Here is a 15,261-nt window from a genome sequence, read left to right as displayed (position 1 = left end):
AATGAATCTGATTTTCGACATCAAACGCTATGCTATCAATGACGGACCGGGCATCCGTATCACACTTTTCATGAAAGGATGCCCGCTCTCGTGCGTATGGTGCCATAATCCCGAAGGCATTCGTAACGGAAAAGACAAACTATACACAGCCAAGAAATGCCTTGGCTGTGGAACTTGTCTGAAAGTATGCCCCAACGGTGCACTGACACTGACTCCCGAGGGTATTGTCACCGACAAACAAAAATGCGTGTTATGCGGACGCTGTGCCGAAGAATGTCCGGCAATGGCTATCGAGATATCAGGAACGGAATATACCGCCGAATACCTGATACATGAAATAGAAAAGGAAATCCCATTTATGGATCAATCGGGCGGTGGGGTCACTTTTTGTGGTGGAGAACCGTTGCTTCATCCCAAATTCTTGATTGATATGCTGAAACGTTGCGGACAACAGGGAATTCATCGGGCGGTAGATACCACCCTACTTGCCCGCAAAGAAACGGTGGATGAAGTGATGCGGAATTGTGAATTATTACTTATCGACTTAAAATCAATGGACAGTACCGTACACCAAACATTTTGTGATGTTCCCAATGAATTAATTTTGGAAAACATCCGCAGAGTAGCAGAAGCCGGTTTCCCTTATTATATCCGCATTCCATTGATTGAAGGAGTGAATGCAGATGAAAAGAACATAAAGCAGTCTGCCGAATTTTTGGCCAGTCTTCCACGGCATCCTGAGATAATTAACCTATTACCTTACCATGATATAGGAAAGGGAAAGCATACAAAGCTAGGCAGTATCTATAATCCTAAAGGATATAAAATGCAAACGCCATCCGAAGAAGTACAACAGCAGTGCATACAAATCTTGACTGATTACGGTTTAAAGGTAACCATAGGTGGATAATTATATATCATCGGGGGTAGATAAAAGTATTTCTATCTACCCCCAATAATTTTATCGCAAAGCCTCCACCTCTTCTGTAGTAAAAGGAACCTTCTTACCTAAAAGACGTGCCCCGTCCTCCGTTATCAAATAATCTTCCTCATTACGCAAACCTGTAAAGTCACGATAACTCTCCAGCTTATCATAATTGATAAAGTCCTTAAAGCGTTTTTCCGCTTTCCAATAATCAATCAGTTCGGGAATAAAATAGATACCCGGTTCTATAGTAAGCACAAATCCCGGTTCTAAAGGTCTGGCCAGCCTTAATGACTTACGGCCGAACTGAGTGCTTTTCGGTTGTCCGTCATAGCCGACCCATACCTCTCCCAAATTCTCCATATCGTGCACATCCAATCCCATCATGTGTCCTAGTCCGCACGGAAAAAACATAGCATGCGCCCCAACGGCCACCGCTTCAGCAGGATCACCTTTCATAATGCCCAGTCCTTTCAGCCCTTCACAAATCACTCTACAGGAAAGTTCATACACCTCCTTAAAAGGCACTCCGGGCTTCAATGCACGAACCGCTGCCGTGTGTGCGGCAACCTGAATGTCATACACTTCTTTCTGACGGATAGTAAACGTTTTATCCGCACAAATTGTAGACGACATATCACCAGCATATCCCATTTCAGTTTCCGCACCAGCATCCACCAACAGCATATCCCCCGATTTCACCGTATGCCCATGATAATGGTTATGCAAAGTCTGTCCGCATACCGTGGCAATAGTAGGAAACGAAAATCCACAACCATTGGCCTGTGCCACCGCTTCCAATGCAGCCACCACTTCCCATTCCTTCATTCCTATACGTAACACTTTCATAGCTGTAATGTGCATATCAGCCGTCACATTACAAGCACGTTCAATTTCAACCAACTCCTCAGCAGTCTTATAATTCCTCATATTCACGACTCCACGAATAAACGGAACAGACGGCTGTTCCATGCCAAGCTTTATATCCAACCAGTCCAACAGCTTCAATCTGTGCTCCGCACGATAAACAGGCAGATAATGAATCACCTGTCTTTTAGCAACAGCTTTTTCCAAATACTTCTTCAAATCCGCGGCAGGACGAGTTTCCGTCACTCCCACCCTCTGCGCTTTCTCACACAAGGCAGGCTGGATTCCCATCCATACAATATGATCCATAGTCAGCTCATCCCCGAAGATAATTTCCTTATCCTCATCCACATCGATAATGGCAGCCAACCCAGCATAGGGCAAGCCGAAAAAATAAAGAAAAGTAGAATCCTGGCGGAAATGATAAGTATTATCCTCATAGTTCATGCCACTCTCCTCGTTGCCTAGAAATAGCAAGAGACCTGTTCCCAGGCTTTTTTTCAAGCTGTTACGGCGGGTTGTATAAGTTTCTTTTGCAAACATAATCTTGTGTTTTTTGTATGGATGACAGGCAAAGATAACCATCCCCTTAAAATAATCCCAGAAAAAAGGAAGATTATTACAATACAATTTCCTATTTTTGTCGCAATAAACAAGGAAATAAAAATATTATGGCACAAGGCTCACGTCAAGTACAAACACAAGCCCAGCAACAAATACAGACTTTATCTCCACAACAAATACTGGTAGTGAAATTGCTGGAACTGCCCACTGTGGAGTTGGAAGAACGTATCCATTCCGAAATACTGGATAATCCGGCCCTGGAGGAAGGGAAAGAAATGCCCGATAATGAAGATGACAACACAGAATACGCAGAAAACGAAGACGAAAATACGGAGTCGAACGAGGATTTTTCATTAGGCGATTACAGTAACGAAGATGATATTCCCGATTATAAACTACAGGAACATAATCGTTCCAAAGAAGGAGTAGCCGAAGAAATCCCTTTCTCGGATGCCGTATCTTTTTATGAAATATTGAAAGACCAGTTGCAGATGCAGGAACTTACCCCAGAACAACGAGATATAGCCGAGTACTTGATCGGTTCATTGGACGATGACGGCCTGTTACGCAAAAATATGGAGTCTATCATGGATGAACTTGCCATCTATCGGGGCATCTATACCACTGAAGAAGAATTGAATAAAATATTAGAAATAATCCAAGACTTTGATCCGGCAGGTATCGGTGCCCGCAGTTTACAGGAATGTCTTCTGTTACAAATACAAAGAAAAGCCGATTCGCCGTTGAAACAAATAGAACTGGACATCATCGGTAAATGTTGTGATGAATTTACCCGCAAAAATAAAGAAAGGATTATCCAAAAACTAGGTATTACCGAAGAACAATATAATGAGGCGGTGAGCGATCTCACCAAGCTGAATCCTCGTCCGGGCAGTTCACTGGGTGAAGCAATGGGTAAAAATATGCAGCAGATTATTCCCGATTTCATCGTAGAAACGTATGAAGACGGCACCATTACTCTAAGTTTAAACAATCGTAATGTTCCTGAGTTGCGTCTGAGCCGTCAGTTCACCGAATTGCTGGATGAACACACTCGCAACAAAGACAATCAGAGCAAGGCCTCAAAGGACGCACTGATGTTCCTAAAACAAAAAGTAGATGCCGCACAAGGTTTTATCAATGCCGTAAAACAGCGACAACACACGTTACTCACCACCATGCAAGCCATTATAGATATTCAACGCCTCTTCTTTTTAGAAGGAGACGAATCCTTGCTGAAGCCCATGATCTTGAAAGATGTAGCCGAACGCGCGGGATTGGATATTTCCACCATATCACGGGTAAGCAACAGCAAATATGTACAAACAAACTATGGTATCTATTCGTTGAAATTCTTTTTCAGCGACGGTTACACCACCGAAGACGGTGAAGAACTCTCTGTCCGCGAAATCAAGCGCATTCTGAAAGAATGTGTAGATACCGAAGACAAAGAAAAACCTTACACTGATGATGAACTGGCCGAAACACTAAAGACGAAAGGCTATCCCATAGCCCGCCGTACTGTAGCCAAATACCGCCAACAGCTTAACATACCCGTCGCACGATTAAGAAGGTAATATTATGAAAGCTAACGAAACAACCGAAGCAATAAGAGTAGCCAAGAAAAATAGTCCGCTTGAAGTCAGCTCACGTATCATATCAGGCATATTCACGCCTTTTATGATTCCTTTTGTGGCATTTTTCCTACTTTTTTTCTTCACTTATCTTCGTATCATGCCCATCCAGTACAAACTGATAGTATTGGGCATAGTCTACTGTTTCACCATTCTGATGCCAATGCTCGCCATCTACCTATTTCAAAAAATAAACGGTTGGGGGATTCATGAATTGGGACACCGCGAAAAACGTTTCGTACCATACGCGCTGACTATCATCAGCTATGTCACCTGTCTCATCACTATGTACAAGATACATCTGCCCCGCTATATGTCGGGTATTATCGTAGCCGCCCTCATCTGCATGATCCTTTGCACACTGATCAATTTCAAGTGGAAAATCAGCACACACGTGGCAAGCAGCGGCATGATGGTAGGCGGATTATTATCCTACAGCTTTATATTCAATTTCAATCCTATATGGTGGCTCTGTTTTTTCATTTTGCTATCCGGAATGCTTGGCACAGCCCGTATCATTGTAAAACAGCATACCTTATTAGAAGTTTTAGCCGGATTTATTGTCGGATTGTTTTGTGGTGTCATTGGAATTTTGTTTATTTGAAAAAAATTAGTATTAACCTTATAAATTGAAAACATTATGGAATTTCCAAGCAATGTAAAGTATACCAAAGAACACGAATGGATACGAGTAGAAGGTGATATAGCTTATGTAGGCATCACTGATTATGCACAAGAGCAACTAGGTGACATCGTATTCGTAGATATCACTACTGAAGGAGAAACTTTAGAAAAAGACGAAGTTTTCGGTACTATTGAAGTAGTAAAGACTATTTCGGACTTGTTCCTTCCCGTTTCAGGAGAAGTTCTGGAACAGAACGAAGCATTGGCCGACAATCCCGAATTAGTAAACCAAGACCCGTATGGTAAAGGGTGGCTGATTAAGATTAAGCCCAATGACACTAATGACGTTAACGATTTGTTGGATGCTGAAGGATATAAAGCATTAGTCAACGAATAATATAAATTCCCGTTAGGGAATTGTTCAGGCGCGGATTACGCGGATCTCACGGATTTTTCTATCCGCGTTCATCCGTATAACCCGTGCTTGAAGTAAATATATAAACCAAACAATAACAAAAAAACAATGAAACCTATCGTAAGTATTATCATGGGTAGCACTTCCGACCTTCCCGTAATGGAAAAAGCTGCCAAATTACTGGACGAGATGCACGTACCTTTCGAAATGAACGCCCTTTCGGCACACCGCACTCCCGAAGCTGTGGAGGAATTTGCGAAAAATGCTGCAGGCCGTGGAATTAAAGTCATCATTGCCGCTGCCGGCATGGCTGCCGCACTTCCCGGTGTCATTGCTGCAAATACCACACTACCTGTTATCGGTGTACCCGTAAAAGGTTCAGTTCTTGATGGCGTAGACGCACTTTATTCTATCATCCAAATGCCTCCCGGAATTCCTGTAGCTACCGTAGCAATCAATGGAGCCATGAATGCTGCCATTCTGGCCGTACAAATGCTAGCATTGAGTGATACAGAACTGGCTGCTAAATTTGCAGACTACAAAACCGGTTTAAAAAAGAAAATTGTAAAAGCCAATGAAGAATTGAAAGAAATCAAGTTTGAATATAAAACGAATTAACTAGTGGTGAGTGATTAATACCCATGCAGCATTCCAGCGCAGCTCACTAATCACTCACCACTCACCACTAATCACTAAACATGGATTTATTTAATTACTCCCGCCGCAAATCTTCCGAAGTCCATATCGGAGGCACTCCTTTGGGTGGAAACAACCCCATCCGCATCCAAAGTATGACCAACACCATTACTATGGATACTGAAGCATGTGTGGAACAAGCCAAACGCATTATAGATGTGGGCGGTGAATATGTACGTCTTACCACACAAGGTGTACGTGAAGCCGAAAACCTGAAAAATATCAATATCGGATTACGCTCTCAAGGATATGACACCCCGCTGGTAGCCGATGTGCATTTCAATCCCAAAGTGGCTGATGTAGCGGCACAATATGCGGAGAAGGTGCGCATCAATCCGGGAAACTATGTAGACCCGGGACGTACTTTCCGGAAACTGGAATACACTGACGAAGAGTATGCGCAAGAAATAGAAAAGATACGTGCACGCTTCGTTCCTTTTCTAAATATCTGCAAGGAAAACCACACCGCCATCCGCATCGGGGTAAACCACGGTTCTCTGTCAGACCGCATCATGTCTCATTATGGCGACACCCCCGAAGGTATGGTAGAATCGTGCATGGAATTCCTGCGTATCTGTGTTGCGGAACATTTCAACGATGTGGTTATTTCCATCAAGGCATCCAATACCGTAGTAATGGTCAGGACGGTCCGTCTACTGGTAGAGGAAATGGAAAAGGAAAATATGGCTTTCCCGCTTCATCTGGGTGTTACCGAAGCAGGGGATGGCGAGGACGGAAGAATAAAATCCTCATTAGGAATAGGTGCACTCCTTGCCGATGGCTTGGGAGATACCATTCGTGTCTCATTGAGCGAGGCTCCTGAAAATGAAATTCCGGTAGCCCGCAAACTGGTTGATTATATACTAACTCGGGAAGGACATCCTTTTATTCCTGGAAAAAAAGCTCCGCAATTCAACTACCTATCTCCGGGCCGCCGGAAGACTAAGGCCGTCCGGAATATTGGAGGGGATAATCCTCCTGTAGTAATAGCCGAACGTCTGGAAGGGTCTTTCGAAACCAATCCTCAATTCAAACCTGACTATATTTATTGCGGTGGAAGTGTACCCAATTCACGAGATAACAATATAGCCTATCTAGTGGATGCCAATGCATGGAATCCAGAAGACAAAAATGTCTATCCGGCATTCAACTACCAGCAGATGATAGAATTACATCACACGGTTTCCGATCTAAAATTCCTGTTCCTGCCCTATATGGCTATGAATGACGAAGTAATCGCAGCCCTCAAACTGCATCCCGAGGTGGTAATCATCGCCCAAAGCAATCATCCCAACCGCCTCGGCGAATATCGTGCCATGACACACGAACTGATGAATGAAGGTTTAGAAAATCCGGTCGTATTCTTCCAATACTATCAGGAAACGAAAACTGAAGATCTGCAAATCAAAGCGGCAGCTGATATGGGTGCACTAATTTTTGACGGACTCTGTGACGGCATCTTCTTGTACAACCAAGGTTCTTTGAGTCATATAGCGGTAGACACCACTGCATTTAGTATCCTGCAAGCCGGCAGAATCCGAACCAGCAAAACGGAATACATTTCATGTCCGGGCTGTGGTCGTACCTTATATGATTTAGAGTCTACGATTGCCCGCATCAAAGCAGCCACCTCGCATTTGAAAGGTCTGAAAATCGGCATTATGGGCTGTATTGTCAATGGTCCCGGCGAAATGGCGGATGCCGACTATGGCTATGTAGGTGCCGGTCGTGGAAAAATCAGCCTCTATAAAAAGAAAGAATGTATAGAAAAAAACATTCCCGAAGACCAGGCTGTTGAGAAGTTGATCGAACTCATCAAAGCCAATGGTGACTATACAGAAAAATAAAAACGTCCAAATCATGGATTATCAACAGATTCTAAAAGACATCTATCAAAAAATCCAGCCCTACGCCTCTATTGGCAAACAGGCTGATTACATTCCGGCACTTGCCAAAATCAACCCAGATCAATTCGGAATGTGCATCCATACGATACAAAACAAAACTTTCATGCATGGAGAAGCCATCACCGGCTTTTCCATCCAAAGTATTTCGAAAGTCTTTTCACTTGCCATGTGTTTGAGTCTTGAAGGAGATAATCTATGGAAAAGAGTAGGTAAAGAACCTTCGGGAACAGCTTTCAACTCATTAGTACAACTGGAGGTAGAAAAAGGAATTCCTCGGAATCCCTTTATTAACGCCGGAGCCATTGTAATGACTGATATCCTGCTGAACCATTTGAAATACCCCGAAGAAGAATATCTTCGTTTCGTCCACTCAATCAGCGGGAATAACCAGATCCATTATAATGAAGAAGTAGCCCTGTCCGAACGTGAAAACGGTTATCTGAATGCGGCAATCACCAACCTGTTGAAATATCATCATAACATCGACAATGACATAGAACGTGTACTTCATTTCTATTTCCTTCAATGCTCCATAGAAATGAGTTGTTATGATTTATCCAAAGCCTTTTTGCCGTTTGCCAACCATAAACAAGCTTTTACATTCGAAGGAATCACACTGACCGCCTCTCAAGTGAAACGTATCAATGCCATCATGCAAACATGTGGGTTCTATGACGAAGCAGGAGAATTTTCTTATCTGGTAGGCCTTCCGGGGAAAAGTGGTGTGGGAGGCGGTATAGCCGCAGTTTACCCACTACGATATTCAGTTGCAGTGTGGAGCCCGAGATTGAATCAAAAAGGAAATTCCGTTATGGGAATCAAGGCACTAGAACTATTGACAACACAAACACAGGAGTCTATTTTCTAGAAAAGCTAACAATCTCTCTATACTAAATCATTTTCTTTCCTGTTGAAATAATCCAGAATAAAGTTGAATATAACACGCATAATACTTATAGCCTTTTTATAAAGATAAAAAGAAGTCCCTGGAATGTATGTGGAAATTATTGATAATGCTTAATAAATAACCGTTTTTATCCTCTTTACTATTACAAAAGGCATTCATAGAGATGTTATTCCCCAAAGGAATATCTTCCGTTTGCCATAAACAAAAGAAAGATTAAGTCGTTTCTAGCCGACAGCCAAAGCCTTTTGAAAGACACTTTTGAAGGACCAACTCATATTATAACTAAGAATTAACTATGTAAACCATACTTATAAAAATGATTTAACCTAAAGGAAGAAAACATTAACCCAGATGATAAAACGATTTTTAAAATCCACAAAAAATGAACAAGATAATCCGGATAGGGAAATCCGAATACCACCGAAATGAAATACCAGAACAAAAACAAACAGTCGGATATAGTCTCTACCTTGGAAACTAAAGGATTTATATCCGAACGAAGATATTAAAATGGAAAGATTTCATAACAAACAATTGGAAACAAGATTTTTAGACAACCATAAAAATCTGAAGAAAAAATTGAGAAAATTAATTTTATATCCTGAAAAGGCACTATAAAAACCTGCCTCAGCATTTCAAATGTCCAAAGCAGGTTTCTTTATATTTTATAGAGATACAGATTAATATCTGTTTCTGCCACCTCCATAGCCATTGTCTCCGCGACCACCACCGTAGCCACCACCACGACTGTTGTTACCACCACGATAACCACCACCATTGTTGCCATAACTACGACGCGGACGTTCTTCTCTAGGACGCGCTATTGACACAGAAAGAGTTTTTCCATCCATGTCAACTTCATTAAGAGCTGCAATCGCTTTATCTCCAGCTTCATCATCAGCCATTTCAACAAAACCATATCCCTTAGAACGACCGGTCTCTCTGTCCATTATAATCTTAACAGAAACAACTTCACCATACTCTGCAAATAATTCTCCAAGTTCGGCTTCACTCATATTATAGTTAAGCCCTGCAATAAAAATGTTCATTTTAAAATAAATGTTTTAATAAAAAAATAAGTACGTTTTGCTATTAGGAATCTTACAGAGAGACAAACGATTCTACCATCATCACTAAAGAATAAGTTGGAAAAGTATTAATGTACTTCTATGAGGATACTTAATGCAGGGGACAAATGTACGCAATTAGACTTGAACTCAAAACTAATTGGAGATTTATTTTTAATAATAAATGTTTTTTTCATTCTCTTCGAAAGGGCAGACAAGTTTTAAAACGGAAAATAACCGTTCCTCAAATACATATTTATACTTTAATAGCTATTATACAGAAAGTTACCCAGTACTACATATCAAAAAGATACAGAGAAAGAGAATCAATCTATAATAACAGGAGATGCTAAAGGAATAAAGTGATTCCGATCTACACTTCCAGCATTCATACGCTTTAATGCAGACTTCCGGTTTACTGCATCATATTCAAGGAACTTATCACGACTATAGCTTTCACCAGCCAGTTTCATGACACGACGATAAATAGCCTCCCGGCAAGGAGCATTAAAACCGCCGACATTATAGAGCATGATACTGATATTCGTCGGACGCCAGACACCTGACCGATATCCGTATGCTCCTTCCCATGCTCCCAGTCTTTCATTAACATAACGTTTGTCAGAGATAAAATAATTCCATTTCACTTTCGTTATATCCGGAGTGAAATCAATGTTAGAATACCATCCATACCGGTCTGCAATTTCTTTTAGTTCCGCCATAACATTTGACGGGATTTCACCGTCATACACATCATCATATTCATCTCCCAAATATCCGAAGCCATGCCCCACTGCTTCATGATGAATAATCTGTGCAAAACGTTCATCATCATTATCCACATAAGGACAGAATGCTATGGAATAGCCCAAAGAATGCATATAGGTGGTACCGGCATAGCGAGGACTATTCATGACTACAATCATCGGTGTATTTCTAACAGAATTACCCAACAGAGGCACTTTAGTAGCATATTGCTTACATTTTTCATTATCGCCTTTTATGGAAGTGCCTCCTGTAAAAGTAGTTCCTAGAGCTGTTCCACCGCCAATGCTGTCGGATACTGAAACAACAGTGACACTATAAACATCAAAATACTCCCGTAAAGAATGCATCGGCTCCACAGAAAAATAGGAATCCATCGCCTTTTGCATCATTACCTCGTATTTTCCACCTCTCCCCATATCCATTTCCACAAACCCGTCTCCCATCATTACAAGATTAATTCCCCACCCTTTCGTATGTTCTTGCCAAGTTCTTACATCACCATCTTTAGAAAGAGTTGCCAGATAATTGAAATTTTGACGGACGATAACAGTATCCGCAACTTCTCCACACTGAATTATCACTTCACCTTCTCTATCCTCGGCAGAGGGATTGGAAGCCAATGTAATAATAAGTTCATTATCCCCCTTATTACCGGTTAACGGTGACACAGCTAACCAATCTCCAGCCAAATCAGCAGTCTTTATAGCAACAGACCATCCTGTTGTTGCAATAAAAGCAAGGGTATCCTCCCCTCCGTCCGAAGTGAAAACAAGCCGGGTATTTTCCGTGGAAGGGATAGTAATGGAAGGAATTTCAGGAACAGGAGCTACAGGAAGCTCTCCAGTTTCCGAACAAGCTACGACAAACAACAAAGTAATAAAGTACAGAAATACAAAAAGAAAACTTATCTTTTTCATCTTCCCAACCATAATTCCGGATTAAGTTTAGCCGTTTCCTTACGAAGTTGAAAATGCAAGACCGTATTACCCGAACTATCTGTATGGATAGTTCCAAGAACAGTACGTGTATTGACTTTGCTGCCTTTAGAAACCGATACGGAAGAAAGGTTGCAATAGACGGAGATATAATTACCATGACGCACCAATATATTGTTCAAGCCATTATATTGGAAAATGGCCGAAACTTCTCCATCAAAAACGGCGCGTGCCTGTGCTCCCGGTTTACCTTTGATATCAATCCCTTTATTATCCAGCTTCACATTACGCAAACCATCTACGGCATACTGTCCGTAATGGCTGACAATCACGTATGGGCCGGTAATGGGAACCGGCAAAATACCTCGATTACGTTCAAAACTACCCGACAGTTGACGGTCCTCATTGTTCAGACTGAACTTCTCCACCGGAGCGGCCTTCCTTGTGTCCTCATTTTTTTCCGTAGATTTAGAGCGGGTTACCCCTCCCGTAGTTTTATTTTCCGCTTTCTTAGCTGCAGCAGCCTTTGCGGCAGCCTCAGCAGCGGCTTTCCTACGGGCTTCTTCCTCCGCACGTTTTCTAGCTTTCTCTATTTCAATCTCAATCAAACGATCAATTTGGGCATTCAATTGCTCTGCTGAACGTTTTTTCTTCCTTATTTCGTTTTGTATACCTTTCTGCTTCTTTTGCAGATTCGCTAAAAGAGTCTGCCGTTCCTTTTCCTGAATTTCCAGTTTGATCTTTTCGGCCTCACCTTGTTTTAAAAGATTCTGTTTGGCATTCTTAGTTTGTTCCACTTCTCTTTTTTTAGCGGCAATTTGCTTCTGCTTACGTTCTATCTCCATTCCCTGAAGACGCTGGAAGTTTGCATATTCCTGCACATAACGCATACGACGGTAAGTCTGGCTCAAGTTCTCGGCAGAAAAAATAAACATTAATTTCTCTTGAACAGACTTGTTACGATACATATATTGCACCGAAATCTCATACTTCTGCTTCTTGTCTTTCAAATCACGCTGAAGTTTATTCAGTTGCTTCTGCAAAGAGGCGATCTCACTTGTCAATATATGAACATCACTCTCTATGGTATTGATATATTTTCTTCTCTCCTCAATCTGACCTGTCAGTAAAGCAAGGTTATCCAACTGGCTTTTCACATCCTTTTTGGTAGATTGCAACAGAGTTTCAGACTCGGCAATCTGCTGATGAAGTTCCTTCCGTTTGGCTTCAAGCTCCCTTATTTTCCGAGTACTTTGCGCTAAAAGAGTACTTAAAAAGCAACAGGCTATGAGTAATAAGAAGATACGTTTCATTATTTAATAAGCTGTTTTAGCAAATCTTGCAATTCTATCTTTTCGTATTTTTGAGGCACTTCAGTGTGACTTTCCCAATCTTTGTTTGTAGAAAGTCGGGAAAGTTCGAACACTGCCGTAACCGGTTGCTTCGCTCCTTCAAAAGACACTGTCATAGACGCCGGAAATTGTTTCTGCTCCAACGGACGAAACTTATCATAACGCCAATTTATCCCGTACCGGGTACCGGACAAGCCGATATGACTTTCTTTCAGCAGCCCATCATTTGTATTGGTACGAAAACGGTAGGCGAAATGTTTGCCGTTTTTTACTTCTATTAATGCATTTTCGTTTTCAGGACGCACAGCAAAGGACGAAATATCACGGACAGTCAGCACCTTTTTTCCCGGAAGAAAAATTTCATTCATAAACAAGGCCTGCAAAGTATGAAAATCCAAATCAGCCTTTGCCAGATTTTTCAATTCATCAAAAGGGACTTGTACATAACGTTTGTTCATACGATCCATCACTAAAACTCCGTCCGGAGATATTTCAGCACGTGCCACTTCAATACCCAAAAATGGAGCGATAGAAAGCTGGATTACTTCATCACGTTTCATGCGCAACGTACCATTTACTTTAGTCGGTCCTTTACCGTTCAAGTCAACGGCCAATGACATTTTCGCAGTAATTGCATCCCATCCCGGAGAACGGCTAATCAGCTCTTCCATATATTCCGACTCGGATAAATTGCCAATAGATACCCCTTTCTTCATACTCCGGGTAGATGAACATGAAGAAATAAATATAATCAGCAAAGCACTAAACAAATAAAAACAGACACGTTTCATCATTCTGCAAAGTATTTCTTTTGTACAATCTTCTTTCTCAATAAGTTCAATTCCTTTTCACTACGTTCTTCACTACCTTCTTGAGGAGGCTCCTTGGATAATTTTTCCGCTTGTTGCCAATATTCCAAAGCCTTTTCACGATCTCCATTCATGTAGTAAATATCTCCACAATGCTCTACAACAACGGAACTTTTACTTCCATCATTCTGCATAGCCTGGTCAATGTAAATTTTTGCTTCTACATATTTACCTTTCTCAAAAAGTATCCAGGCATAGGTATCCAGATACGTACCATTGGTAGGTTCGGCCTTTACGGTACGGTAACTCATTTCTTCCGCTTTATCCAGGTTTTTACGCTCTACAGACAGGTAATAGGCATAATTATTCAAGGCCCCTATATTGTTTTCCTTATAAACCAAAGCGGAATCGTATGCGGCATATGCCTCCACATTCATCTTCTTTATATGATAAAGATCCCCCATAATGGCATAGAAATCAGAAACGATATCCTTATTGCTTTTATCTGTTACTTGATTCACTCCTTTTTTAAAAACCTCCAATGCCTCGTCTGTTTTCTCCTTCTGATGATAGGCCAATCCCATATAATAGTAGAATTCCAATACATCCGGAGTATATTCCAAAGCAGGAGCACATAATTTGATTACTTCATCCATATTCTGCTCACGAATGGCAAAGCTCAACAGCTGCAAGCGTGCCGGCGTATTTTCCGGATCAATTTCAAGCACTTGGTGCAAAACAGGGGTTGCCTCTTTATCCATCTTTTTCGTCAGAAGATATTGGGCCGCCAACATAGCGATATCTGCATTCTCTTGTTTTTCCTTCAATATAGAAGTAAACAGGCCTGCTATTTTCGTACTGTCCTTGTTTGTTTGCTCAGAACGCAGAATAAGCTGGCGCATAATGTTCATCTTTGTATCGCTATCCACATTATCATTCAGCAAAATAGTATCCAACTGTACCTGATACAAACTATCCTGCCCTTTTTTCTCGTAATAAGAAGCCATAGAAAGCAACGCCGGCGCATAGCCCGGTTCTTCCTTCAATACTTTCTGATAAGTTTCGTATGCTTCTTCTTCCTTACCGTTGTTCAGATAGACATCTCCCAAAATGGTAAGATAACGCATGTCATATGGATATTCTTTCGCCAAATTCTCAATCTCCGTAAATGCCTGCTGATCATTGTTCATGGCCAGATACATGCGGAATTTCTCCATGCTGATTTGTTCAGACTTCCCATCCAAGGCTTCAAGGCGGTTCAATGTATTAACTACCTGCTGATAATCCTTGGTACGGGTATAGAGATCAATCAAAGCCATCAACGGTTCCAGACGTGAGGGGAACTGACTCGCCATATCCTCATAAACATAAATGGCTTTCGGGTAATTTCCCTTACCTTGATAATAGGCTGCCAAAGTTTGCTTGTACCAAAAACTCTTAGGGTCGGCATCCACTGCCTTCTTCAAAGCCTCCTCCCCTTTTTCCGGCTGATTGAGAAACATATGGAACCGGGAAATCTCGAACAAAGTAGCAGCTCCTTGTGGATAAATGTCCAAACAGTGACTATACATTTCGAAAGCCGCATCCAAGTCACCTTTTTCTTTCATCCGGAGCGCTTCCAAAAAGAAATAGTCGTATTTACGACGTTGCTCCGGAGTAAGCGGATCCTTTTCCTCCACAACAGTTTTATTTCCGGACACCCCGGAAGTTCTCTTCACCGTACCGCATGAAACAAGCATGCCTATCAGACATACACATAGCATGGGCACATATTTCAATCTTCTATTCATT

13 protein-coding genes are annotated in these 15,261 nt (G+C 41.6%); 7 read left to right on the top strand and 6 right to left on the bottom strand.

The features are described from left to right. The first annotated feature begins 1 nt into the window (after nucleotide 1). Entirely contained in the window at nucleotides 2–910 is a 909-nt protein-coding gene (locus tag GKD17_RS01240) for a glycyl-radical enzyme activating protein (RefSeq protein ID WP_007834781.1), read from the top strand. A gap of 51 nt (nucleotides 911–961) precedes the next feature. On the opposite strand, the gene GKD17_RS01235 is transcribed toward GKD17_RS01240, so the two are convergent. Then, nucleotides 962–2,335: an aminopeptidase P family protein gene (locus GKD17_RS01235; RefSeq protein ID WP_007855045.1), complete on the bottom strand. Its 1,374-nt coding sequence runs from the start codon at nucleotides 2,333–2,335 to the stop codon at nucleotides 962–964. A 128-nt stretch (nucleotides 2,336–2,463) separates the two neighbouring features. Here GKD17_RS01235 and rpoN point away from each other — a divergent pair, with 128 nt between their 5' ends. From rpoN to GKD17_RS01205, 6 genes are all read left to right on the top strand, one after another. Next, nucleotides 2,464–3,933 (top strand): RNA polymerase factor sigma-54, encoded by a 1,470-nt coding sequence (gene rpoN, locus GKD17_RS01230; RefSeq protein ID WP_007834779.1) that lies wholly within the window; start codon nucleotides 2,464–2,466, stop codon nucleotides 3,931–3,933. A gap of 4 nt (nucleotides 3,934–3,937) precedes the next feature. After that, nucleotides 3,938–4,594, top strand: coding sequence for a phosphatase PAP2 family protein (locus GKD17_RS01225; RefSeq protein WP_007834778.1), 657 nt, complete (start codon nucleotides 3,938–3,940; stop codon nucleotides 4,592–4,594). 36 nt (nucleotides 4,595–4,630) lie between these two features. Further along, nucleotides 4,631–5,011: a glycine cleavage system protein GcvH gene (gcvH, locus tag GKD17_RS01220; RefSeq protein WP_007834777.1), complete on the top strand. Its 381-nt coding sequence runs from the start codon at nucleotides 4,631–4,633 to the stop codon at nucleotides 5,009–5,011. A 126-nt stretch (nucleotides 5,012–5,137) separates the two neighbouring features. Then, on the top strand, nucleotides 5,138–5,647 hold the full coding sequence (purE, locus tag GKD17_RS01215; RefSeq protein ID WP_007834776.1) for a 5-(carboxyamino)imidazole ribonucleotide mutase: 510 nt from the start codon (nucleotides 5,138–5,140) through the stop codon (nucleotides 5,645–5,647). An 80-nt stretch (nucleotides 5,648–5,727) separates the two neighbouring features. Continuing rightward, nucleotides 5,728–7,572: a 4-hydroxy-3-methylbut-2-en-1-yl diphosphate synthase gene (locus GKD17_RS01210; protein WP_007842021.1), complete on the top strand. Its 1,845-nt coding sequence runs from the start codon at nucleotides 5,728–5,730 to the stop codon at nucleotides 7,570–7,572. 13 nt (nucleotides 7,573–7,585) lie between these two features. Then, the gene (locus tag GKD17_RS01205) at nucleotides 7,586–8,500 is read left to right on the top strand and encodes a glutaminase (RefSeq protein WP_007847168.1); all 915 of its coding nucleotides are present in this window, start codon (nucleotides 7,586–7,588) and stop codon (nucleotides 8,498–8,500) included. Between the two features lie 719 nt (nucleotides 8,501–9,219). On the opposite strand, the gene GKD17_RS01200 is transcribed toward GKD17_RS01205, so the two are convergent. The 5 genes from GKD17_RS01200 to GKD17_RS01180 all read right to left on the bottom strand — a co-directional run bounded on the left by GKD17_RS01200 (nucleotide 9,220) and on the right by GKD17_RS01180 (nucleotide 15,260). Further along, nucleotides 9,220–9,588, bottom strand: a complete 369-nt coding sequence (locus GKD17_RS01200; RefSeq protein ID WP_007834772.1) for an RNA recognition motif domain-containing protein — start codon at nucleotides 9,586–9,588, stop codon at nucleotides 9,220–9,222. Nucleotides 9,589–9,932: 344 nt separating this feature from the next. Then, nucleotides 9,933–11,291, bottom strand: coding sequence for a M64 family metallopeptidase (locus GKD17_RS01195; RefSeq protein ID WP_229054380.1), 1,359 nt, complete (start codon nucleotides 11,289–11,291; stop codon nucleotides 9,933–9,935). Beyond that, a complete protein-coding gene (locus GKD17_RS01190) occupies nucleotides 11,288–12,622 on the bottom strand; it encodes a murein hydrolase activator EnvC family protein (RefSeq protein ID WP_007834770.1) in 1,335 nt (444 codons plus the stop codon). Before GKD17_RS01190 ends, GKD17_RS01195 begins: the two co-directional genes overlap by 4 nt. After that, on the bottom strand, nucleotides 12,622–13,455 hold the full coding sequence (locus GKD17_RS01185) for a DUF4292 domain-containing protein (RefSeq protein ID WP_007842008.1): 834 nt from the start codon (nucleotides 13,453–13,455) through the stop codon (nucleotides 12,622–12,624). The genes GKD17_RS01190 and GKD17_RS01185 overlap by 1 nt, the downstream gene beginning before the upstream one ends. Beyond that, nucleotides 13,452–15,260, bottom strand: a complete 1,809-nt coding sequence (locus tag GKD17_RS01180) for a tetratricopeptide repeat protein (RefSeq protein WP_007842003.1) — start codon at nucleotides 15,258–15,260, stop codon at nucleotides 13,452–13,454. Before GKD17_RS01180 ends, GKD17_RS01185 begins: the two co-directional genes overlap by 4 nt. Nucleotide 15,261: the final 1 nt, after the last annotated feature.

Source organism: Phocaeicola dorei (genome assembly GCF_013009555.1).
Classification (GTDB): Bacteria; Bacteroidota; Bacteroidia; order Bacteroidales; family Bacteroidaceae; genus Phocaeicola; species Phocaeicola dorei.
This window is presented reverse-complemented; position numbering and strand designations above follow the sequence as displayed.

Bases quoted from the DNA above. Each gene is read 5' to 3' on its own strand.
- GKD17_RS01240 (WP_007834781.1), top strand. From the start codon at position 2: ATGAATCTGATTTTCGACATCAAACGCTATGCTATCAATGACGGACCG.
- GKD17_RS01235 (WP_007855045.1), bottom strand. From the start codon at position 2,335: ATGTTTGCAAAAGAAACTTATACAACCCGCCGTAACAGCTTGAAAAAA.
- rpoN (WP_007834779.1), top strand. From the start codon at position 2,464: ATGGCACAAGGCTCACGTCAAGTACAAACACAAGCCCAGCAACAAATA.
- GKD17_RS01225 (WP_007834778.1), top strand. From the start codon at position 3,938: ATGAAAGCTAACGAAACAACCGAAGCAATAAGAGTAGCCAAGAAAAAT.
- gcvH (WP_007834777.1), top strand. From the start codon at position 4,631: ATGGAATTTCCAAGCAATGTAAAGTATACCAAAGAACACGAATGGATA.
- purE (WP_007834776.1), top strand. From the start codon at position 5,138: ATGAAACCTATCGTAAGTATTATCATGGGTAGCACTTCCGACCTTCCC.
- GKD17_RS01210 (WP_007842021.1), top strand. From the start codon at position 5,728: ATGGATTTATTTAATTACTCCCGCCGCAAATCTTCCGAAGTCCATATC.
- GKD17_RS01205 (WP_007847168.1), top strand. From the start codon at position 7,586: ATGGATTATCAACAGATTCTAAAAGACATCTATCAAAAAATCCAGCCC.
- GKD17_RS01200 (WP_007834772.1), bottom strand. From the start codon at position 9,588: ATGAACATTTTTATTGCAGGGCTTAACTATAATATGAGTGAAGCCGAA.
- GKD17_RS01195 (WP_229054380.1), bottom strand. From the start codon at position 11,291: ATGAAAAAGATAAGTTTTCTTTTTGTATTTCTGTACTTTATTACTTTG.
- GKD17_RS01190 (WP_007834770.1), bottom strand. From the start codon at position 12,622: ATGAAACGTATCTTCTTATTACTCATAGCCTGTTGCTTTTTAAGTACT.
- GKD17_RS01185 (WP_007842008.1), bottom strand. From the start codon at position 13,455: ATGATGAAACGTGTCTGTTTTTATTTGTTTAGTGCTTTGCTGATTATA.
- GKD17_RS01180 (WP_007842003.1), bottom strand. From the start codon at position 15,260: ATGAATAGAAGATTGAAATATGTGCCCATGCTATGTGTATGTCTGATA.